22 protein-coding genes and 1 riboswitch are annotated in these 22,204 nt (G+C 40.9%); of the genes, 15 read left to right on the forward strand and 7 right to left on the reverse strand.

The features are described from left to right. Positions 1 to 30 precede the first annotated feature (30 nt). Positions 31 to 780 (reverse strand): hypothetical protein, encoded by a 750-nt coding sequence (locus tag C0V70_RS03125; protein WP_102242410.1) that lies wholly within the window; start codon positions 778 to 780, stop codon positions 31 to 33. Positions 781 to 894: 114 nt separating this feature from the next. On the opposite strand from C0V70_RS03125, the gene C0V70_RS03130 reads away from it, so the two are divergent. Continuing rightward, positions 895 to 1,542 carry a hypothetical protein gene (locus C0V70_RS03130; RefSeq protein WP_102242411.1) on the forward strand — a complete coding sequence of 216 codons (648 nt, stop codon included), beginning with the start codon at positions 895 to 897 and terminating at the stop codon, positions 1,540 to 1,542. Here the strand turns inward: C0V70_RS03130 and C0V70_RS03135 are convergent, their stop codons facing one another. Together C0V70_RS03135 and C0V70_RS03140 are read right to left on the reverse strand one after the other, a co-directional pair. Continuing rightward, a complete protein-coding gene (locus tag C0V70_RS03135) occupies positions 1,543 to 1,977 on the reverse strand; it encodes a hypothetical protein (RefSeq protein WP_102242412.1) in 435 nt (144 codons plus the stop codon). It lies immediately after the preceding gene. Between the two features lie 75 nt (positions 1,978 to 2,052). After that, complete coding sequence (locus C0V70_RS03140; RefSeq protein WP_102242413.1) at positions 2,053 to 3,936, reverse strand: ABC-F family ATP-binding cassette domain-containing protein; 1,884 nt, start codon at positions 3,934 to 3,936, stop codon at positions 2,053 to 2,055. A 122-nt stretch (positions 3,937 to 4,058) separates the two neighbouring features. Here C0V70_RS03140 and C0V70_RS03145 point away from each other — a divergent pair, with 122 nt between their 5' ends. The 12 genes from C0V70_RS03145 (at position 4,059) to C0V70_RS03200 (ending at position 16,184) form a co-directional block, all read left to right on the forward strand. After that, complete coding sequence (locus C0V70_RS03145) at positions 4,059 to 4,754, forward strand: YkgJ family cysteine cluster protein (protein WP_158649543.1); 696 nt, start codon at positions 4,059 to 4,061, stop codon at positions 4,752 to 4,754. Positions 4,755 to 4,766: 12 nt separating this feature from the next. Further along, complete coding sequence (locus C0V70_RS03150; RefSeq protein ID WP_102242415.1) at positions 4,767 to 5,396, forward strand: class I SAM-dependent methyltransferase; 630 nt, start codon at positions 4,767 to 4,769, stop codon at positions 5,394 to 5,396. Continuing rightward, on the forward strand, positions 5,396 to 5,731 hold the full coding sequence (locus C0V70_RS03155; protein WP_102242416.1) for an arsenate reductase family protein: 336 nt from the start codon (positions 5,396 to 5,398) through the stop codon (positions 5,729 to 5,731). Before C0V70_RS03150 ends, C0V70_RS03155 begins: the two co-directional genes overlap by 1 nt. Position 5,732: 1 nt before the next feature. Continuing rightward, positions 5,733 to 6,536, forward strand: a complete 804-nt coding sequence (locus C0V70_RS03160; protein ID WP_158649544.1) for a tRNA-uridine aminocarboxypropyltransferase — start codon at positions 5,733 to 5,735, stop codon at positions 6,534 to 6,536. A 197-nt stretch (positions 6,537 to 6,733) separates the two neighbouring features. Beyond that, positions 6,734 to 8,833 carry a hypothetical protein gene (locus C0V70_RS03165; RefSeq protein ID WP_102242418.1) on the forward strand — a complete coding sequence of 700 codons (2,100 nt, stop codon included), beginning with the start codon at positions 6,734 to 6,736 and terminating at the stop codon, positions 8,831 to 8,833. 81 nt (positions 8,834 to 8,914) lie between these two features. Next, on the forward strand, positions 8,915 to 11,053 hold the full coding sequence (locus C0V70_RS03170; protein WP_102242419.1) for a hypothetical protein: 2,139 nt from the start codon (positions 8,915 to 8,917) through the stop codon (positions 11,051 to 11,053). Between the two features lie 130 nt (positions 11,054 to 11,183). After that, positions 11,184 to 11,699 (forward strand): winged helix-turn-helix transcriptional regulator, encoded by a 516-nt coding sequence (locus C0V70_RS03175; RefSeq protein ID WP_102242420.1) that lies wholly within the window; start codon positions 11,184 to 11,186, stop codon positions 11,697 to 11,699. After that, entirely contained in the window at positions 11,699 to 12,187 is a 489-nt protein-coding gene (locus tag C0V70_RS03180) for a GreA/GreB family elongation factor (protein WP_102242421.1), read from the forward strand. Before C0V70_RS03175 ends, C0V70_RS03180 begins: the two co-directional genes overlap by 1 nt. A 15-nt stretch (positions 12,188 to 12,202) precedes the next feature. After that, positions 12,203 to 12,277, forward strand: a riboswitch (adenosylcobalamin-variant (AdoCbl-variant) riboswitch). 26 nt (positions 12,278 to 12,303) lie between these two features. Next, positions 12,304 to 12,714 (forward strand): acyl-CoA thioesterase, encoded by a 411-nt coding sequence (locus C0V70_RS03185; protein WP_102242422.1) that lies wholly within the window; start codon positions 12,304 to 12,306, stop codon positions 12,712 to 12,714. A gap of 309 nt (positions 12,715 to 13,023) precedes the next feature. Further along, positions 13,024 to 14,829, forward strand: a complete 1,806-nt coding sequence (locus C0V70_RS03190) for a methyl-accepting chemotaxis protein (RefSeq protein WP_133566695.1) — start codon at positions 13,024 to 13,026, stop codon at positions 14,827 to 14,829. 3 nt (positions 14,830 to 14,832) lie between these two features. Then, on the forward strand, positions 14,833 to 15,708 hold the full coding sequence (locus C0V70_RS03195) for a CheR family methyltransferase (RefSeq protein WP_102242424.1): 876 nt from the start codon (positions 14,833 to 14,835) through the stop codon (positions 15,706 to 15,708). Further along, entirely contained in the window at positions 15,705 to 16,184 is a 480-nt protein-coding gene (locus C0V70_RS03200) for a chemotaxis protein CheD (RefSeq protein WP_102242425.1), read from the forward strand. The genes C0V70_RS03195 and C0V70_RS03200 overlap by 4 nt, the downstream gene beginning before the upstream one ends. On the opposite strand, the gene C0V70_RS03205 is transcribed toward C0V70_RS03200, so the two are convergent. Continuing rightward, complete coding sequence (locus C0V70_RS03205; RefSeq protein WP_102242426.1) at positions 16,167 to 17,231, reverse strand: NAD(P)H-dependent flavin oxidoreductase; 1,065 nt, start codon at positions 17,229 to 17,231, stop codon at positions 16,167 to 16,169. The genes C0V70_RS03200 and C0V70_RS03205 overlap by 18 nt on opposite strands. Before the next feature lie 50 nt (positions 17,232 to 17,281). Continuing rightward, on the reverse strand, positions 17,282 to 18,040 hold the full coding sequence (locus C0V70_RS03210; RefSeq protein WP_102242427.1) for an SDR family NAD(P)-dependent oxidoreductase: 759 nt from the start codon (positions 18,038 to 18,040) through the stop codon (positions 17,282 to 17,284). 104 nt (positions 18,041 to 18,144) lie between these two features. Here C0V70_RS03210 and C0V70_RS03215 point away from each other — a divergent pair, with 104 nt between their 5' ends. Further along, on the forward strand, positions 18,145 to 19,047 hold the full coding sequence (locus tag C0V70_RS03215) for a LysR family transcriptional regulator (protein ID WP_102242428.1): 903 nt from the start codon (positions 18,145 to 18,147) through the stop codon (positions 19,045 to 19,047). On the opposite strand, the gene C0V70_RS03220 is transcribed toward C0V70_RS03215, so the two are convergent. Then, complete coding sequence (locus tag C0V70_RS03220) at positions 19,044 to 20,750, reverse strand: sensor histidine kinase (protein WP_102242429.1); 1,707 nt, start codon at positions 20,748 to 20,750, stop codon at positions 19,044 to 19,046. The two genes, C0V70_RS03215 and C0V70_RS03220, sit on opposite strands and share 4 nt — an antisense overlap. Positions 20,751 to 20,820: 70 nt before the next feature. On the opposite strand from C0V70_RS03220, the gene C0V70_RS03225 reads away from it, so the two are divergent. After that, positions 20,821 to 21,465 carry a response regulator transcription factor gene (locus tag C0V70_RS03225; RefSeq protein WP_158649545.1) on the forward strand — a complete coding sequence of 215 codons (645 nt, stop codon included), beginning with the start codon at positions 20,821 to 20,823 and terminating at the stop codon, positions 21,463 to 21,465. A gap of 126 nt (positions 21,466 to 21,591) precedes the next feature. Here the strand turns inward: C0V70_RS03225 and C0V70_RS03230 are convergent, their stop codons facing one another. Continuing rightward, positions 21,592 to 21,972, reverse strand: coding sequence for a hypothetical protein (locus C0V70_RS03230; protein WP_102242431.1), 381 nt, complete (start codon positions 21,970 to 21,972; stop codon positions 21,592 to 21,594). Positions 21,973 to 22,204: the final 232 nt, after the last annotated feature.

Below are 22,204 nucleotides of genomic sequence, written 5' to 3' on the forward strand. Positions count from 1 at the left end.
AAAAAATGCAGCCTCGGCTGCATTTTTTTATTAACTGTTTAGCCCTTCAAAAAGGGAAGTTAGAATAGCTTTTTGTAGTCTGGTTAATTGATAGATATTAGTCATGATAAGAACTGGTGACTTCTTGATAGAAGCACAGATGACCAGCTGACCTTTGTCTTTATTGTAGTCGGTGATTTCAAAAATGTTTCCGAAATCTTTTTCGTAGCTCTTTAAAACCATTTCATCCATGTCATCAATTGATGTCATTTCAGGAAAGCGCTCACCAACGATTTTAACTTTTACAAGTTTGTTTTTTTCGTTTTCGTTTTTCGCTTTGATCATGTCGTTGTAGATCAGTTTCAGGTTTGTAGCACCTAGGTTTGATTTTAAAATAAACCATAACTCTTCAAAAAATCCTGAACGGTCATTTGGAAATAGACCAAGCAGGTGAGTCCTGACTTTAAAAAGCTCTTCGATTAGCGAAATATTGTTTTGTAGAATCCAATTCTCGCGCATTTTATCAAAAATGGGTTTTGCCTCGTCGTAACTTAGCTTGTCGAATCTTTCTGCTGAAAGACTGAACTCTGCACTTGAGCGGATAGGATAGAATTTTAATTCGTTTTCAAGGCCAACCAGGAATTCATCGTTCTTTAGCTCTTCAGAGAAGATAAATCCCTGCAGTGGAAGGTTCTTAGCTTCGCTGATGTCGATGATTTTTGAACTTGGAGTTTCGTTGTGCTTGAAAGAGCGAACGATTCCTTGTTCCTTATTCTTAGTGTAGAGGAGATTAAAATCCATGTTTTTACCCAAAAGTCTTATAGAGTTTAAGCATTTTACTAAGGAAATCCGCCACTTGGCTAGGAAAAATGTGCGAAATTGCTCGTGATTTGATGTTCGTATAGACTTGAATATATGAATAAGTTGCTAAGTTTACTGATTGTTTGTGTTGTGTCGTGGCAGGCCCTGGCGCAAGACGAGCGCTATTTCAGGCAGCTTTTCTCCGGAGAGCTCAATAAAAAGGGCAAGTCTGACGCCCGCAAGTATTCGTGGAGTGTTCACACACCTTATTACTCACTGGATTTAAACCGCGATGGAAAAGAAGAGCAAATTGTCTTTGTTAAAAAAGACAATGAGGACTGGATCGAGATCCTGGACAGTGAGAAGAATAAAATCTTCGGGCATATTTTTGAAAATAAGGGTTATGATTCAGAACTTTTTAGGATTGAGCTTAAAACTCTTAATGCCATAACAGACGTGCTGCTCCTTTATTATTACGAAGGTGTCAGCAAGTATATCGACTTTCAGGGGACGGCGCGTATCTACGCCATCACTATTGATAACCGCGATCTAAAAACTCTGAGTCTTTTTAAAGGATCGAGTTTCTTTGATGAAGTGAAAACCTTCAAAGGGCATTATCACAAAAGAAATTACGAAGTGTATCTTGAAGACTTAAACCGCGATGAGACTAAAGAGCTCATTATCAAGCATAGAAATGCCAGCACTGTCTTTATCTACAAAGGGCAAGGAAAGTGGCAGACTTTTAATCAAAACCAAAAATAATCAAGAGGCCTTTGGGAAATCGACGTCATCGTCGTCTTCAGAATTTTGCTGATAGTCTGTTTTGTATGGTTTGAACTGCTGAGTTTTTGGGTAGTATCCAACAGCTTTCTCATCAGACTTTTTGCTGAACTTCTTTGAAACCATAATCCATAGAGCAATAGGAAGAGCGATTAAGAAAATAAGCGGCCCTACGTAATTAGATGGAGCTGTTGCATCTGCTTTGGCCACAATGTTGGCCGGGAAACGCTTAGGTGCAGGGGCTTCGTTTTTAGCGAAGTCATATCCTGAATCAACTTTTTTTGCGTCTTCAATATCAACTTCAACTACCGGTTCCACCGATGGACCACGATGAACACTCTCAGGTTGTCCGTGAACAACACTCGATAGAGTGATAAAAGTGAAAGCGAATAATAGAGCGCAAATCTTTTTTTCCATCGTGAACTCCAGAGAAAAATTTCTCTATAAGTCTTATCGAAATGAAAAAGGAAAAGATTAAATTAGTCGGGTATTTTATTTTTCGAGTTCTTCAAGCTCTTGATAAAGCGCCAGGAGTCTTTCCTCCAGAACACTTTGGGCGTCTGTCAGGATTTTTAATTCACCATTTTTAGGATCGGCGAGTTTAGTGTAGTCGAGGGCTGCGATCTTTTCTTCGATGATTTTGACTTTGGATTCAGTCGCTTCAATGTCGGTGTAGATCGTTTCAAGGCGAAGCTTGTTTTTGTTGTTGTTTACCTTAGGAGCTGCAACAGGTTGAGGAGCTGGAGTAGAAGGAGCTTCTTTAGTGCTTTCTCTAAGTTCTTTTTCAATCTCCAGAGCATCCAGGTAAGGAGAAACCTGATCATATCCACCTTCGAAGTTCTGCAGTTTCTTTTCATCAATCAACCAGACTTTGTTGGTCACTGTACTTAAGAAAGCACGGTCGTGACTGATGAGGATAACTGCGCCTGGAAACTCAGCGAGTTTTTCTTCCAGGATTTGGATTGTTTCAAGATCGAGATCGTTGGTAGGCTCGTCGAAGATTAAAATATCGCCCGGTTTTGTTAAGTTAAAAGCAAGTTGAAGCCTGCTTTTTTCTCCACCGGAAAATGTTTTAAGTGGGCGGTTGATATCGTCGCGCTCAAAAAGGAAACTTTCAAAATAAGAGATAACGTGTTTTTTCGATCCATCTGGAAGGGCCACGAAATCATTTCCATCGCCGAGCAATTGGTAAGGAGTTGTATCGATATCGAGCTCGTCGCGCTTTTGTGAGAAGTATTGGATTTGTAAATTATCAGCAGTTTTCATCTTGCCACCAGTTGGAGCAAGGTCACCTTTGACTAATTTTAGCAGAGTAGTTTTACCGACACCATTTTGTCCCAGAAGACCAATCTTGTTGCCTTTGTGGATTTCTCCGCTGATTTGTTCAAAGAGAACTTTTGATTTTGAGTATTCAAAATCAAGATCAGTAAAAGAGACCAGAACTTTGGTCTGACGGTTAGATTTTTGTAAACTTAAATCAAGTGTCTTCTTCGCTTCACTCTTGATTGTCGAAACTCGGTCTTTTAGGTCAAGGAAGTTTTCCACGCGCTTTTTACTTCTTGTTCCGCGGGCCTTCACTCCCTGGCGCATCCACGCTTGTTCGCGCTCCAGGTTGTTTTTAAGTTTATTGAGTAAACTCATCTTGGCCTGTTCTGATCTTTCCAGGAAGGCCAGATAGTCAGTGTAAGAGCCGTCGAAATTTTCGATTCGCCCGTGCTGAATATGCAAGATTCTTCTCGTTAATTTAGAAAGCAGGTAGCGGTCGTGAGTGATAAGCATAAAAGCTTTTGAAGTTGAGTTAAGTTCGTCTTCAAAGAGCTTGATGGTTTCAATGTCTAAGTGGTTGGTAGGCTCATCCCATAAAATGAGATTGGCATTGCTTGAAAGGCCAAGGCTTAGAAGAATTTTCTTTTGCTCACCACCGGAAAGGTCGGTGATCTTCTTGTCTAAATTCTCGTGGCCGAAATATTTTAAATACGATTCGTAATCTTGAATTAAGTCCCATCCGTGAAGTCTTTCGAATTCGTCGAGATGAGTTTCATAAAGCGTTTTTAACTCAGGATAAAAAACGAAAAAGTAGTCCTTAATCGAGACATTTTCATGGCCGTTGACCGGTAGCTCCTGAGGGACATAAAAAAGAGTGAAGCGTTTTGAGTCGTCTCCATCTCCGCGTGCCTTATTGAATTCAAAAGGAGGTGTAGAGTGGTCTGGAATCACATCCCCAGAGAGAATCTTAAACAGCGTCGATTTTCCTTTCCCGTTTAAACCTAATAAACCAATGCGGTCTCCTGTTGAAATAGAGAGCTGGGCATTTTTAAAAATGGTTTTAGTGCCAAAGGTAAGGTGAATATTCTTGATACTGCAAAGTAAACTCATTCAGCGATTATAATGACTTGAATATCAATCGGCAATTAATTCCCAATTGCGCAGGGAGATTCCTGTAACGTGCTACCATTATGTTAGGTTACCTGTTTAGGTGGCTCCCTGCGGGAGAGAGTATGAACATTCCAGCAATCGCAAAAAACACTTTTGAGTTGCTTCGAAATCAGCCCGAATTTATGAATATCACCGAGTCGGTGGTAGAACACCTAAATAAAATCAAAAGCAAACTTGAGAAGGCCCGTTTCGTTCATAACGTTGTCGATGAATGCAATAAAGAAGTCTTCGCACACCCACTTTTAAAAGAGTTTGTTCCTTGTAAAGCTGGATGCTCTGGTTGTTGCCACACTCAGGTGAGCGTGACAGAAGATGAGGCTGAACTCCTGTTGCATAACATTGATGAAGGTGTCGTGATTGATTACAATCGCTTGAGTCTTCAGAGTGAAGTGGGCAATGAAGCCGCTGATTTTTACAAACTTTCTTATAAAGAACGCGCCTGTGTTTTCCTTGATGAAAACGGAGCGTGCAAAGTGTATAAAGACCGTCCTTCTGTTTGCCGTACCAACGCTGTTGTAGGGGAAGCCTCTCAATGCGATACCAGCACTCAGGCCCAGGGTCCTCTTCGTTTAGTTAAAACTCCCAAGGCCGACATGGCCATCGTCGCAGCTTTTGCAGTGGCCCCCAGCGGAACTCTGCCAGTTATGCTCTCTAAGGTATTAAAAGAAAGAAACGCCAGCGAAGATATTGGCTTTTTCAAGACCATTTTCGATCGTTTTACCGGGCGAAAACCAGTTCCCAAAGACACCCGATTATAGTAAAAATCCTCAATGGATTGCCTCTTATGTCACTCTGATTCAACATCTTTTGTTGCTGATACTTTTTTATGTCAGCAATGCGCACTGGTTTTTAAAAATCCAGCTGATTTTTTAAGCACTGAAGATGACCATGATCGATATGCTCAACACCAAAACAATAGTGAGGATCAGGGCTATCGCGACTTTTTAGGCAAACTTCTCAACCCACTTAAAGAATTTCTTCCACCCCATTTTAATGCACTTGATTTTGGATGTGGCCCAGGGCCGACACTGTCCCTTCTTTTAGAAGATGAAGGTGGTGATGTGGAAAACTATGACCCCATTTTTTTTCCTGATGCTCACTTACTCATTCCTGAAACATATGATGTTGTAACGTCGACAGAAGTTGTCGAGCATTTCAAGACACCGGAGAAAGACTGGGATCTCCTGGTGAGTTTAGTAAAAGATGGAGGCCTTTTGGGAGTTATGACTCAGTTTTATGATGAGTCGATTGATTTTCAGAAATGGTGGTATAAAAACGATCCGACTCATGTGGCGTTCTACCAAGAAAAAACGCTTAATTATCTGGCGGATAATTATCAACTCGATATTCTCTATAACGACCATAAGTCAGTCGTGATTTTTAGAAAGAGAGGCTACTAATGTTTACAATGTATGCAATCCCTAACTGTGACACTGTTAAAAAGGCACGTACTTTTTTAGATAAGAAAAAGATCGCTTACGAATTTGTGGATTTCAAAAAAACACCACCGACAAAAGAGCAGATTAAAAGATGGGCCGATTTTATGGGGGAGCTTCCTGCCAATAAAAAAGGAACGACTTACAAAAAAGTCAAAGATGAATTCGAAGCTCTGACGCCTGCGAAGAAAATTGATTTTATGATCGAAAACTCTTCAATGATCAAAAGACCAGTTTTAGAAAAAAACGGCAAAACACTCGCAATTGGTTTTGACGAAGAAACATACGGCGGGTTCTAGTTTGGATAAAGCGACCTACTTAAAAATTAAAGCAGAAAGACAGCAAGCATTTTTAGAAAGTAAAAATGCCAAGGAAGATTTTTGTTTTAAATGCCATCGTCTGCAGAAGTATTGCCTGTGCCCACTGATTAAGCCTTTTGAGACCAAGATGAAGTTCGTTATCCTGATGCATCCAATGGAAGCAAAAAAAGAAAAGCAGGGGACAGGAAGAATCTGTCTGGCGACGCTTAAAAACTCACATATGATTATGGGTGTAGACTTCACTGAAAATGAAGAGGTCAACGCACTAATTAATGACCCGAATAATTCCTGTTTCACCATGTATCCGGGAGAGCGTTCACTCAATGTTTCTGAGCACGACGTTGCTCCTTTAAATAAGCTTCTGGATGAGAATAAAACCATCATTCTTTTTCTTATTGATGGCACCTGGCCTTGCGCTAAAAAGATGATGAGAGAATCTAAAAATATTCAGTCTCTCCCGCGCATTTCTTTTACAGCGACTCATACTTCTATTTTTGAAATTAAAGAGCAACCTGCCGATTACTGCCTCTCGACTCTGGAGTCGATTCATTTCTTTATTCAGGAATGCAATCGCCGTGGAGTGGAGAATACTGCTAAGGCCGAAGACAATTTGATTGATGTTTTCAAGGCCATGATCAAGTTTCAAATGGACTGTGCTCTGGACCCGAACAGGTCGTCTTATAAACGAGGATCAAAATTAGGGTACTCTAAAAAAGAAGACCGCGTGAAGGCCAAGAAGTGGCTGACAAAAAGCCGTTCTGTGATCCTTCCTGACCGTAAATAATCTTGCTGTATTCAAAGTGCCTCTTTAGTAGGTAAACCCCGTGGAAGCCCCAAAAAAGAGGCACTACCAGCCACTCCCCAAAGTCACATATCCGACTGAAATCCTTAGCTTTAGGTCAATATTACCTTCCATCTTTTAAGGCGTTATACGGTTATAATGTAAAATAGATTTATAGAACCATATCGGTGGGTACGAATATGTTAAAGCATCTTTATAAGACATTGTTGATTTCAGTGATCTCGTGGTCGCTTTTAACAGTTCAATCATCTGTTGTTTTTGCGGCAGCTACTGAAAGTAAAGCGACTATCACAACAGATTCTAACGGAGTTATCACAGCTAAGAAGAGTGTCTCTTTTGATAAAGTAAGTGACACAGATATGCTTGCTTCAATCACCATGCTTGCCGGTGGTTTTATTGCCGGAAGAATGTGGCAAGCTTATTCGCCCGTCTCTATGGACGTAACAATCGCGGCAGCTGGTGGAGTTGCGTTCATTGCAGGCGAGGTGATGAGTAACATCAAGTTTAAAGGAACTATTGAAGCCATGACGGTGGAAGTAGAAAAGAAAAGTGATGGTACAATCAATGAAGAGCAAATTCAAAGGCTTCAGGATTTAAAAAAATCTTATGAGGAAGCTAAGAAAACAACCAAGACAAAGAAGACATTACAATTAGCGGCGGCAGCAGCTTTTGGAGCAGCGGCCTTAACTGCAACATATATGGCCTATAGTGAAGAGGGTGCAGTTCAGAGTTGTTTACAAACCCTTAACTACGCTTCTGGGGCATTGGATAAATGTATCAGTGCGGGGGCAACAGGTGTTGGCGCAACAGAAGCTGGTTCGTGTACAGCGTGTAAGCCACTTATCGAAGGTTATAGAGCAAGCTTTATGGCCTATACAAAGGCAAGAGTGCCGCCTGGACAACCTTCAGGTATGAAAGATAAAGCAGTATTCCCATACGAGCAGACCGCTAAAAATCCGATGAATATGTGTAGTCTGATCACGACAGGTGCGACTGTCCAAGCCTTATCAAAAAGCGTGCAAGGAGCATGTATACCAGCTGCCAATCTATTAGTTAAAGACCAACAATCATCTCCAACTCCAATTTCTGTGCAGATGGTAGATGCTGCAAAAATGCTCGGAATTCCAGCCGCTTCTCTTGTTAAGTCAGCTCCGTTAAAAACGAATATGTTCGCTAATTATTTAGAAAGAAGCTTCTCATTCCTTTTCCCGGAAGCGCAGGCAGGTTGGTTGCCGATGCTTGGACTAGGAGCTGGAACACTTCTAGCTTTCTCTGGAATTTTAGGAACAATGGGCGTCTCGGTTGATACGTACATGTTTGTGCCGCTAAACAGGGCCATTGCATTTGGTGTTCTTGCTGGAATTGCTTATATGTCATCGCGATCATCAGATAACGTTATCAAGAAGCTTGATGACAATATTCAGAAGATTGATGCCATCCTGGCCGATATGAATAAATTAAGTAAAGGGGTGAAGGCGCAGAACTTACAAAATCAATCTGTCGCTATTAAAACTATCAACCCATCAATTCAAGGAACTCAATCTTACTCTGCAGATGGATCAGTTAAAACTCCGTGTATGACAGGAAACAGTTCTGAGAATTGTACATCATTAGCAGATAAATTATCTTCTATGCCTGGCTTTGCCAATTTACCAGATTCATTAAAGGGGATTGCTTCTCAGTCAGTGAGTCTGGGGGATAGTTTGAGCGGGTCATCGGGGATCAGTGGTTCAACCCTGACAAGTGCTGAAGCCTTAGGTAATAAGCAGAACGCCATTAACAAGGCTTTAAAAAATCAGCAGGCAAAACTGACAAAGATTACAAACGGAAAGTTTGATGCTGGAAAAGAAGAAAACAAATTCAAAGATAAAGTTAATGCAGCTTTAAAGAAAGAACTGCAAAAACATGGCATGACTGCAACGGGGTTTATGGCGAGCATTGGTTCAACACCGGTGAATTCTGCTGATTCTAAAAATGACAAGGATACAGGTGCAGGCAAAAACGGGAATTTTGAAGGCAACGCAGTCAACCTGGCCGCAGGTGAAGCTGCTGGCGAAAAAGAAAAAGAAGAAGGATTAAAGCTTGAGTTTAAAGACACTGCTCCTGTCGGAGATAGTCTTGCGCTTGGAGCGCCGATGGTATCTGGCTCAGATCAGTTGGACGTTAAAACCAATGAGATCAATGGTCAGAATGGTCCGTCAATTTTTGAATTAATTTCCAGAAGATATTTTAAATCAGGTTACCCAAAACTTCTTGAGGAAGAACCAGCTAAAAACTAAGTTCTCTCTAACAAGATCGAGGCACGTATGTTGAAGTTTTTTTACAAAGTATGTTTGGTATCAATTTTATCCGGCTCCTTGATGATGGTTGATTTCAGCTATAAGGGAGCGCTTCTTCAGTCGGTACAGGCAGAAACTGTAAAGACAGAGGCCATTAAAGATAAAGACTTAATGGGGACGTTGACCATGACAGCTGTCGGGACCATTGCTTCACGACTTTACAGTTATAAGATGACGACGGACGTGATGCTTGCAGCGGCCGGTGGTGCGGCTTTCATTGCAGGAGAAGTGCTCGCTTACCTCAAACTTAAAGAAGTAATGAAGGGAATGGAGCAAGAAATCACCCGAGATAAAAATGGCAATATTAATCAGGAGCAAATTGCAGCTTTAGAAAGATTGAAAAAATCTTATGAAGAAGCAAAGAAAACAGCTAACACAAAAAAGATGCTTCAAATGGCAGCAGCAGCTGCGTTCGCAGCGGCGGGTGTTGCAGCTTATACAATGGCCGCAGGGGACATGACGGCGTTAACCACATGTACATCTGGAATTGGGACTGCTTTATCTACTGTATCAGGACCTGTAACGGCAACATGTGAAGGGTTACTCGCAGGAACATACACAGCAGCGGAAGGTGCTCGTTGTATGACTGAAGTTGGAACCTGTACTGCGGCTATTACAAAATATCAGCAATCGCTAATGACGTATGAAATGGCTAGACAAGCTTCGGGGCCGTCAGCTCAAGGACTAGCGACTACAACGACCCAAGGGAAAGCTCTTCAAGGTGAATTAAGTGCTTTATCTGGTTCTTGTACGACATACACTCAGGCTGCCAATGGCCCACTTCAAGGAGCCTGTCAGCCGCTCGTGCCAAATAATGATATTGGTACAAGTGGGGGAGCTGGAGTATGGGTAAACAATTCAGTTAAAGATCTTCCTCCAATCTTAAAAGAGTATTACATGCAAAATCGCATGGATGCTAAAACGATGGCGAGTGTGATTGAGAAGAACAAGTCACATCTCTCATCTTATTTTGAAAAAGCATTCAATGTGATTTTCCCTCCGGCGCAAGCTGAACTTTTTAGTGCGATGGGGATTGCTTCTAGTGCTGCGATCACATTTCTTCTGGCAACGTCGGCCACTCTTGGGCCATCTATTGATATGTTCCTGTTGATTCCACAAAAACGTGCAATCGCATGGGGAGTTTTGGCGGGATTAACATTTGCTGCGACTTCGGCAACTGATAATGTCATCAGCCAGATTGATGCTAATATTAAAAAGATTGATACGATTTTACAATCGATGAGATCATTGACGTTAGGAGCGAATACAACTCAGATCGCAGCGAAACAACCAATGATTCAAACGACTGTTAAGCCAAACTCTAACTTAGCAATCTCCGGTGCAAACTACGAAGAAGTTGACCTGTCTCAAGCTGGAAATGGAACAGTGTTACCTTGTTATACTGGTTCTGATCCAAAGAACTGTAAATCTTTTGATGAATCAGTTAAAAATCTTCCAAGCTTTAACGGTCTTAATGCTGATTCACAAATGCAGCTTTCGAATATCTTAAAAAATGCGAACGGGTTTAATGGGACAAGTAAAATTTCTAAAGGCTCACTAGAGGGTGCTTCTAATCTTGCTGGCCAGGCCAATGCTTTAAAGAACGCTTTAGACAAGGCACAGAAAAATGCTGCCGATCGTTTATTAAAACAAAAGAGCAAAATCAACTTAGCTCAACAGGCGAAGGCCCTTTCAGATTCTATTGAAAAGGGTGTCAATGATGCTCTAAAAAAATCTAACTCTACTGCAAGTGGAATGTATGCCTCAATGTATGGAGGTCGATCAGGTGCTGCAGCGGTTGGTTCATCAACAGCATCAAACGATGACAAAAAAGTTGAGGACCTAAAAAAGGCTCCAGCGGCAGGTGCTGGAGTGGTTGACATCAGTGGCGCTGGTGCCTCTGGTGAAAAAGTAGATTTAGGACTTTCTGGTGTAACTGATAATTCTAAAACGATGACTCCTGAAGAATTAGCTGCGTTTAATGAAGCTCAAAAAAATGCAGGCTCAACAATGGATGATTATGATCTAAAGCAGGCTGAGATCTCAAAAGACTCATCAACTTCTATCTTCGAACTCATCTCAAACCGCTATCAACGCACAGGATACCAACGCCTGTTTGAGAAAGTTAAAACCCAAGATCCAACTAAAGCAAAAGAATAAAATACTTCATAAGCCCCTCATTTGAGGGGCTTTTAGTTTGCGGCGCGAACTATTTTTCAAACCCCCTTTACATGGTTACGATTGTATACTAAGCTCTCGTTAGGAACTGAGTCTACAATGAGAGGTTATTATGAAATTAGATACTTATAGTCAGTCTACGCCAGAAGTAGCGGAAACTAATACGATTAATACTGCTAAAACGGCCACTACGGAACAGTCAGGTAAGGACTTCTTCGTACAGAACACATGTAAAGATAAGAAGGACAGCGAAGGCCACGGTGTATGCCCTCTAAGAGAGCTTTTAAGCCGTCTGGGAGACAAGTGGAGCGTGCTTCTCATCCTTACTCTGGCAAGAATGCCAGGCGAGCGTGCACGTTTTTCTGAGCTAAAAAGAAGCCTTCCGGATATCTCACAAAGAATGCTGACAGCGACTCTTAGAAATCTTGAGAGAGACGGTCTTATTTCAAGAGAGATGTTTGCTGAAGTTCCACCAAGAGTTGAGTATCAACTTACTGAATTAGGTGTGAGCATCCTGAACCCTATGAGAGAAATTGTTACCTGGATCGAAGGAAACTGGACAACGATCATCACTTCGAGAGAAACTTTTGATAAGAAAAATCCAAAAGAGGAAAACGGGCTTCAGTAGTGCTACAAACAATTGATAAAAAAAAGATCGTTGAAGTTTTAATTGAAAAGTTAAATACAGAATTAAAAGAAGTCGAAGGCGCGGCCAAATCCACTCGTGATTTGGCCACTGCTGACGATCTTAAGTCGGAAGGAAAGTACGACACTCGTGCCATCGAAGCTGGGTATCTTGCCAGCGCTCAGAGTAAAAGAGTCGAAGAAATCAAAATGGACATTCAGATGCTCGAAGACCTGGCCACTCAGATTGAGCCGGCGAGCAAGCTTCAATTAGGCTCTCTGGGCCTGATTAATTGCAATGGCCAGGAGAGATTATATTTCCTATCTACAACGTCTGGCGGGTCGATGCTGATGATCGACAATCATCCTATTCTTGTGATTTCGGTTTTCTCTCCTATTGGCGATGCGGCCTTAGGTCTTGGTGTCGGGGAGAGTTTTGAAGTCGAAACTCCAAAAGAGACAAGACAGTACGACATTGTCGAAGTATATTAATCCCAGAAATTAACCATAGATAAAAGTAAGTGAAGTCTGGTGAAACTCCGGCACTGTCCCGCAACGGTAAAGTCCGATCCTTATTCTTATCTCCATTTTATCCCGCGGAGGAATTTATGACTGAGCCATTCTCATTATCTGCCCTTATTTCTGCTAAGATTGAAAACTCAATCACCAAACAAACGAAAGCGATCTTTCCCGATGTCACCAATCATTACGAAACACTTTTTGGTGGGACGGCTTTATCCTGGATGGATGAAATTGCTTTTATCTGTGCCACTCGTTTTTCTCGATTGAGAGTCGTCACCGTGTCTACTGATAGAATTGATTTCAAGAGGCCAATCCCTGCAGGGAAAATTGCTGAACTTGTCGCCAAAGTTAAAAGAGTCGGTGAGACCAGCCTGGTTGTTGGAGTGGAAATGTTCACTGAAGACATGTATGGAGAAGGAAGAGAGCTTGCTGTCAGAGGGGATTTCACCTTTGTGGCCATTGATGAAAATAAAAGACCAACGAAGGTTTTAGCATAATCTTAAGGCCCCATTTTAGGGGCCCTAAATAGGTTATGACGTATTTTAGACAAATCTTATTTTATAACGATTGTCTAATAGTCCTTTTCGAATAAGAACCTTAAGATCTAAATAAAATGCAGGGAATTTTTCTCTAAATGAATTTCCTGTTTTTGTTCATTCTTTAACCACTCACGAATCCAAACTTAATGAATCCTCAAGTCACTATTAATTTTCCTGACCTAGGTTAACTATTCTGATTCATTCTCGATAAGCCTTGCAAATAATCTCAGTTCGCAAATAGGCGCGGCTTTAACCAAGGAATTGTATTTGAAAAATTTTAGTTTAAAAGCGAAGTTGCTCTCGCTCTCTGTTTTCCTTGTAACTATCTCGATAATTATTGGTGGAATTAGTTACTGGGGAATAAATGCAGTAATTAAAGATTACTCAGTTATTGCAGATGTGAGTTTCCCAAATAGTACAGGAATGCTCCAAATGTTCTCAAATTTCAGAATGGCACGAATTGAAGCATTTCAGATTGTTTCAGAATCAACAAGTGTTGAAGAAAAAAATAGAGCCATTGAAGAAATCCTAAAAGGAATTGAATCAGATAAAGAATCACAGAAAAAATATAATGAAGTAGAATTTCTTCCTGGTGAAGAAGTGCTTTATAAAGAATTTAGAAAGGATATTGATGAAGGTTTTGCTCTATTGACTAAGATGATAACTGATTACAAGAGCGGGAAAACAGACCAGGCGTCTTTGGATAAAATGAGTGTAATGCTTGAAACAGAGATGTCAAAGATTGGGGCACAAGGTAGAGTTGCGATGCAAAACCTTAGAAAGTTCCATTATGATTATGCTGATAAGTCAGAGGCAAGTGCCAAGGCTACAGGTGAACTAGCAAACAAAGTTAGCATCGGATGTGTTTTAATTCTTGGGTTTATTGGGATTGCTGGTTCTCTATTATTCTCAAACTCTCTTACTAAATCACTTAAAGCTATCAGTGACGCTCTCGATGAATCAAGTACACAAGTGTCATCAGCAGCGGGACAAATCGCTTCTTCTTCAGAAGAGCTTTCTCAGGCAGCAACAGAACAGGCAGCATCTCTGGAAGAAACATCGGCCTCAGTAGAAGAAATGAGCTCAATGATCTCTATCAACTCTGAGAACGCTAAAAAAGCTTCTGAAAACTCTGTGTCTTCTCATAAGCAAGCAGAAAGAGGACGTCAGGTAGTAAGTGAAATGGTGGCTTCAATGTCACAAATCAATGAAAGTAATAATAACATTATGACTCAGATTAATGCTTCTAACGAGCAAATGGGTGAGATCGTAAAAGTTATCCAGGAAATTGAATCAAAAACAAAAGTTATCAACGACATCGTATTCCAGACAAAGCTTCTATCGTTCAACGCTTCAGTTGAAGCAGCGAGAGCTGGTGAGCAAGGGAAAGGATTTGCGGTTGTGGCTGAAGAAGTCGGTAACCTGGCACAGATGAGTGGTAACGCAGCTAAAGAAATTTCTGAAATGCTAGCGTCTTCAATTCAGAAAGTAGAAAGCATCGCGAATGAAACAAAAACAAAAGTAGATATCCTGATTACTGATGGTGCTGAAAAAGTAAGAATGGGTACAAAAGTTGCTGAAGAGTGTGGTGAGGTTCTTGCTGATATCGTAACGAATGTTTCGAGTGTGAGTACAATGGCGAGCGAGATCTCAAACGCAAGTATGGAACAGTCTAAGGGAATTCAGGAAATCACAAAGGCAATGGGACAGCTCGACCAGGTAACTCAGACCAACTCTGCGACTTCAGAAGAAGCGGCGAGTGCGGCAGAAGAACTATCTGCACAGGCAGACTCTCTAAAGAACCAGGTATTAACTCTTGTTTCAGTCATCAATGGAACAGCTGCTCCGGTGAATACTAGCTTTGATAAAAAACCAAATGAACCAAAGCATACAACAAAAGCACCTGTGAATACTTCAGCTTCAGCAAACGTCATCCATATGAAAAAGCCAGCTCCTAAAAAGGCAGCGGTTAAAGTGGCGACAACTGCAGCCCCTGCAATGAAAAAAGCGGCCAATGGTGGAGCAAAGGATGGAGTACCAAGCTACGACCATCCAGGATTTGAAGAGGTTTAAGACTTGAACTTTGCATTGCCAGATTTTTCAAAGAATTTTGAAGAAGAGAAACATATTCAGGACGAGGACTTTGCCTATTTTCAGGCCCTCGTCCTTTCTATTGCAGGGATCTCCCTAAGTGAGAAAAAGCGCGATCTTTTAAAGACGCGCTTAGGTCCTTATATCCGCGACAATAATCACGGCAATTATAAAGAATACCGCCGCTATCTTGAAGGCCTTCCAGAAGAGCATCCAGAATGGCAGAATTTAATTAACCTGATTACAACCAACAAAACCGATTTTTTCAGAGAGCCTGCTCACTTTGAATACATTGAAACCAAGCTGATCCCTGAATGGGTTAAGATGGGGAAAAAAGAAGTGCGCATCTGGTCTGCGGCCTGCTCTTCAGGTGAAGAGCCTTATACACTGGCAATGTTTTTAAAGAAGAAGCTTCCGGCCGGTATGACTTTTAAAATCACGGCTTCAGACATTGATACAAATATTCTAAGCCGTGCAAAAAATGGTGTGTATCCCATTGCTAAGTTTAATGAAATCCCGGAAGAGTTTCAAAAAGACTCGATTGATATGGGGACAGGGGCCATCTCCGAATGGTTCAGAGTTAAAAAGAAGTTAAAAGATCACATCGATTTTAAACTTTATAACTTAATTGAAGATAATCTTCCCAGTGATGAGCTTTTTGATTTAGTTCTTTGTCGTAACGTCATGATCTACTTTCCAAAAGAAGTGATTAAAATTGTCGCAGACAAAATCTATAAGGCGACAACTAACGAAGGGTGTCTGTTTATTGGGCATTCAGAGTCTTTACAGGCGATTAAGAGTTCATGGTTTACTGCGGCCCCATCTATTTATAAAAAAACGGCTTCCGGTAAGAGAAAATGAATGAAAACATCCTTTGCCTGAACATTGGAGAACTCATTGTCACAGGCGATGATGTAGTCATTAGTACAACTCTTGGGTCTTGTGTTTCAGTTTGCCTTTATTCTTCATCTAAAAAAACTGTAGGAATAATTCACTATGCACTTCCTTGTTTTTTGGAAAATAGCGAAGAAGGAGATGATCTTCGTTACGGGGATCGTGCTATTCCAATTTTGATTGAAGAGATGGTCAAAGCAACCAAAGAGCCAGTAACAGGATTAAAAGCAAAGATCGTCGGCGGTGCCAACTGCTTCATTCGCGATTCTAAGGGCGGATTAGATGATATTGGTGAAAGAAATATTGAAATGGCCAAAAAAATTTTAAAGCAATTTAGAATTGAAATTGTAGGCGAACATACTGGTGGAGATGTTGGGCGAAAAGTTCTCTATTATGGCCTTGAGGGAAGATTGCAAGTCGCTAGCTTAACAAAGCTTGAGTAGTGCTTCAGTTGCTAATTTTTTCGTCATCTCTTTTGCTGACATTTCCAGGCAAAGGCCTGCTGCTTGACCAGACCACATAGACATAAAATCCCCTGAACCTTTAGGCTCCGTCTGCGCTCTTAATGGGGCCAGAGCAGATCCAGCTAATGGAAACTCTGGCGCAAGTGAGCTCATTGGTCCTTGCTCACGAGTCATGCGATTGATAAATCCTCGCGCGGGTTTTCCACTAAAAACATTTGTTAATGTCGTATTGTCGTCTTTTGCTTCCTGAAGTGCTTTGCGATGAACGGCAGAAATCGTAGCTTCGGGTGTAAAGAGATAAGCTGTTCCTAATTGAACGGCCGAAGCTCCTAACATAAAGGCAGCGGCAATTCCTCTGGCATCGCTAATTCCACCGCTAGCAATAACTGGTAGAGAGACTGCATCGACAATTTGGGGAACCAGGGCCATGGTCCCAACCTGAGTCGCAATGTCTTTCGAGAGAAACATTCCACGATGCCCTCCGGCCTCAAAACCTTGAGCGATAATAGCATGGCAGCCATGATCAGCAAGATAACGAGCTTCTTCTACTGTTGTAGCAGAAGCTATCAAGTGAATACCTTGAAGTTTCTGCATGAGCTTTTTATCAGGCAGGCCAAAATGAAAGCTAATGACTTCAGGTTTTAATTCCAGCATCAAATCGCACATTTCTTCGTTAAAAGGTCTGCGCTGTGGTGAAGGGACGCTCGCAAGGGGGTCAATGCCAAATTCCTGGTAATAGGGGAGTAATTGTTTTTTCCAGCGATCTTCTTTTTCTTGTGTGTTTACTGGATTTGTATGGCAGAAGAAATTTAAGTTCAAAGAACCTTTAACTTCAGTGCGAATTTTTAATACTTCCGCTTTGATTTGATCAGCACTCAGCATAGCGCAAGGAAGAGAGCCTAATCCTCCCGCCTTAATTACGGCCATCGCCATTGCAGAACCATTGGCCCCGGCCATCGGAGCTTGAATAATGGGATGAGTGATATTAAAAAGTTTTGTGATAGTTTGATCTGGCCAGGCGTTCATAAAAGTCTCCTGAGAACAATTTTGCTCTCAGGAAACGTATGGGACAAGAATTAAATCATGATTCCACCTGAAACTTCGATTCTTTGAGCATTTATCCAACCACTCTCGTCAGAAAGTAAGGCCGCGACAGCTCCTCCGACATCATCAGGCAGTCCAACACGGCCAAGAGATGTTTGAGCTGCAAGGGCCTTATTCATCTCTTTGTTGTCGCGGACATCTCCTCCACGAAAATCAGTTTCAATCGGCCCCGGAGCGATTGTATTAACTGCAATTCGACGTGGCCCAAGTTCTTTGGCCATATAACGAGTCATTACTTCGATGGCACCTTTTAGGGCACCATAAACTGAGTATCCAGGAAACGAGAAGCGAGCAAGTCCTGAAGAGATGTTGATGATTCGGCCTCCATCGCTCATAAGTGGCAGAAGTTTTTGTGTCAGGAAGAAAACTCCTTTGAAGTGAATATTTGTCAATTGGTCAAATTGCTCTTCCGTTGTTTCCATAATACTGACATTGATTCCGATTCCAGCATTATTAACTAAGAAATTAAAATTCTCTCTTTGCCATTTGCTTTTTAAAATACTACCAACTTGACCAGCAAAGTCGCCGAAAGTTTTTGAGTTTTCAACATTGAGCTGAAGAGCATGGGCCTTGCGTCCTAATTTTTCAAGTTGAGAGACAACTTCATTGGCCTCTTCTTTTTTACTATTGTATGTAATGATCACATCGACACCTTTTTCAGCCAAGTGTAATGCCATACTTTTTCCAAGTCCTCTGCTTCCGCCAGTAATAAGTGCAATTTTTGTTGTCATGTTATTCTCCTTGATGGATCTATTCTATTTGATTATTAATGACGGATAAATATAAGATATTGTGATATACTGTTCGTTTAAAACGAACAATTGAAAGAGGGATAATGGACCGTTTTTATTCAATGCAAATCTTTGTCAGGGTCGCTGAGCTCAATAGTTTTACTAAAGCGGCCGAAAGCCTGGGGCTTCCTAAGGCCAGCGTTTCTACATACGTGCAGCAACTTGAATCGCAGGTCGGTACGCGTCTTTTTCATCGCACGACAAGAAATGTTCAACTGACTAATGACGGTTTGGCATTTTATGAAAGATGCAAAGATCTCTTGATGGATGTTGAAGAGACCGAGGGCATGTTTCGCGACGAAGGATTGGGAGTGAAAGGGCGAATCAGGGTAGATATGCCTGTAGCTCTATCCCGCAATGTCGTTATTCCAAGGCTGCCAGAATTTCTAAAAGAGAACCCTCAAGTTGAATTAGAAATAAGCAGTACTGATAGGCGTGTGGATTTGATACAGGAAGGTTTTGACTGTGTCGTGAGAGTGGGAAACCTGGCCGACTCAGGTCTTATTGCCCGGCCTATCGGTGAAATGAAAGTCATTAACTGTGCTAGTCCCCAGTACTTAAAAAAATATGGAACGCCAAAAAAGCTTGAAGACCTTTCTGGTCATTTGTTGGTGCATTACACGCTCACGTTAGGTGGCAGGCCTTTTGGATTTGAGTATTTTGAAGACGGCAAATATAAAACAATGAAAATGAAAGGGACGATTACCGTCAATAGCACTGAAGCCTATCAATCGGCCTGCTTAAGTGGTTTGGGAATTATTCAGGCCCCGGAAGTTGGATTAAGAGATTTAATTAAAAAACAAAAACTGCAGGAAATTCTTCCCAAGATTATCTCTGAGCCGATGCCTGTTTCTATTGTTTATCCAAATCGCAGAAACTTACCAAGAAGAGTGAAGGTTTTTATGGATTGGCTGGATGATGTGATTAAAGATTATATCAACCATTAAGCGACGGGGAGAGCAAAGCTAAAAACGGCTCCATTAGGAGTCTTATTTTGGGCCTTGATTTCACCTTTATGTAGATGAACGAAGTCACGGCAAAGAGTTAGTCCTAGTCCACCTTTATAAGACTTCATATGGAAACGACTTAAAAATTGGTTCATTTCCGTCTCGTTCACACCAGGACCTTCATCAGAAATAGTCACCGTTACTAAGTTTGCGTCCATTATCGCTGCGATATGAATATTCCCATTGGGAGGTGAATATTTGATAGCATTGGAAATCAAGTTCCTCACAACTGTCTGGATCATATTGATATCGATTTTTGCCGACGTATTTTTTTGGATGTTAAGAGTATAGCCAATATCTTTTTGCATTGAGATTGGACTCAGGTAAAGAATGGCTTCATCAATAAGATGATAAAGATCAATTTGAGTTCTTTTAGGTTGAAGTTTTTCCAGGCTGTCTTTTGACCAATGAAGCAGACCTTCAACAAACTTCGTAACGTTTTGAGAGGAGTCAAGCAGAAGGCTTAGGCTCGCCTTTAAATCTTCATCTTCTTGAACTGATGGATGATCCATCAGAGACTCAACTAAGAGTGTGTGACTGGCCACGTTTCCAATTAAATCATGGGCCATAACACTAATAAACTTAGTCCTGATCTCTGCCATTTGAGTGAGTTGTATTTCATAATTTTTTTGACCGGTAATATTTTTAATAATGATGATTCTTCCGGCAAAAGTATTATTAACTCCCAAAATATCTTCAATGGAAATCGTGAAATACTCTTTATAAGTTTTGTAATTAAGAAAGAATTCACTGTTTGGTTTGTTGTCTTCTATGGCCGCGATGATATGGGAGATAAATTTATTAAACGGGAGATCCGATAAATTTTTACCATACGATAAATCATCCAGGCTCAAGTTTGATCGTGCGCAGGCATTGAAATCGACTAGTTTATTGTTTTGATCAAGGCTGAGATAGATGTCACTGATTGAATCGAGAATAAGTCCTCTGGCTACTGGGATAATCTCCAAGACTTCGCCTTTTAAGATAATGTAGCAAAAGCATCCTGCAGAAAAAGTCAGAAAAACCGGAACGACTTGAAGATATCTAAAAGTAGGAGAGAGTCCTACGGCAAAAGCATCAATGGCAAATGGAATGAGAATACTGAAGAATAGGATCCAACTGTAACGTCTTTGAATATAGCCCTGTCCTTTTATTCCAGCAACGAGCAAGGCAAGGGCCCATAAAACGATGACTCTGCCTGTGATGTTATGAAAAAAGAAGAGCGGTCCGTTAGCAAAGGTCAGGAGATTTGTCCCGAAAATATTCCGCATTTCATAATGATTAAGGAAATATTCATGGTAGGGGCTAATAATGGTAAGAATTGAAACGCACGGTATAATGAGTAAGCTTATTTTTGCGTATAGCGGAAGAGGTTTATAGCCCGCAAAACATCGAATGAGATAGAGTAAGCTGATCGGGATCATGGAAATCCCAACATGTCTCATCCTGACGAGGTTAATTTTCAGTTCTAGAGAGGAAACATTATAAGTGAGAGCTGCACAAAGAGACCAGATTGAAAGTAAAAAGAGAAAGAGACAAAGATGAAATCCAAGTTTATTTGAGGCCTTTCTCAAACAGTAGAAACTGAGTGAGATAAGTGTTAACCCTGAAATCCAGTGAAGGACATTGAACAAGATAGGCATATGTTCAAGTATTCCTTATTTTTATTGATTTTGCTTGCACAAAATGAGGTTTTTTTCTAACGTAGTTAATATGAATAAAATAAATGTTGTCATTGTGGATGATCATCCACTCTTTCTTGAAGGTATTACCTCTGTCCTGTCTCGAAACGAAAGATACAATGTCGTAGGAAAAGCTGAAAGCGCTACAGATGCGATGGACCTTTTGTCTAGAAACAATGCTGAAGTTGTTATTTGTGATTACTTAATGCCAGATATGAATGGTCTTGAGTTCATGAGTAAGATGAAAGCGGCCCGTTCTCCAGCTAAATTCGTCTTTATCTCTCAATATCAAAGCCACGAAGTTCTCACTCAAATCATTCAGGCTGACATCGACGGTTTTGTTTTTAAGAGCGATTCAACTGATGAAGTCATGAGAGCAATTGATACAGTTGTTCAAGGTGATAAATTCTTAAGCCCTAAAGTGAGCAATGTCCTACTGGAAAAAACGAAAATGAATCCAGTGTTCGAGGCCGAGTCACAAAAGACAGTAGATGTGACAGAAAGAGAGAAAGAAATCTCTCGCTACATCACTCAAGGGAAAACAAATAAAGAAATTGGTGTCATTCTAAATTGTTCTGAGCACACAGTTAAGTGTCATAAAAGTAACTTAATGAGGAAGTTGGGACTAAAAAATGCTGCTGAGATTAGCGCATGGGCCATCAGACAAAGATTGTAGTTAGTCCATATGGATTAATACTTTAAAAAATTACAAATTTAAAAAAGCCCATCTTTAAGATGGGCTTTTTTATTTGTCGTCCAAAAGGATGACAAAATTCTTTAATAAGATTTCTCTAATGATGAATTATAGAAGTCCACAGCTCTTAGCTGCGTTTACAGCATCGATATGACCAAACATTTCTGGGATTGAGATCATTGTGTCGATGTCTGTTTTTGAAAGATTGTAGTAGATGTCGCTGTTGTAAGCTTGAAGACGATCAGCTGTGCACTGATATTTTTGTTCTTCAGTGATACATGCTTTCTCTGCATTGATTGCATCGATGTGTCCGAACATTTCCGGGATCGTGATCATGGCGTCGATATCTGTGCTTGAAAGGTTGTAGTAAATGCTGCTGTTGTAAGCTTGAAGACGGTTAGCGATACATTCATAGTCGCGACCTGAAGAAGCCATTGCGTTTGAACCGATAATACCAAAAGCTAGTACTGACATTAAAAGTGCTTTCATACATTCCTCTCATAAGGTTGATTTATGAGCCACGTTCTATCACTTTTTTTTAAGGATGGTTGTCAGGATTTGGTTATATGTAGATTTTACCAAACGCCAAAAAGCGGACGAGGAGATGGGGTCCGTCGTCCGCTTTTAGGTGGAAGTAGTGGTAAGTTAGGAAAGAATCGTTGTATTACCTAAAAGAACCTATTAGGAGTTCCGTTGTTAATAATGATCCATTCCACCAGAT

The organism is Bacteriovorax stolpii (genome assembly GCF_002872415.1).
Classification (GTDB): domain Bacteria; phylum Bdellovibrionota; class Bacteriovoracia; order Bacteriovoracales; family Bacteriovoracaceae; genus Bacteriovorax; species Bacteriovorax stolpii.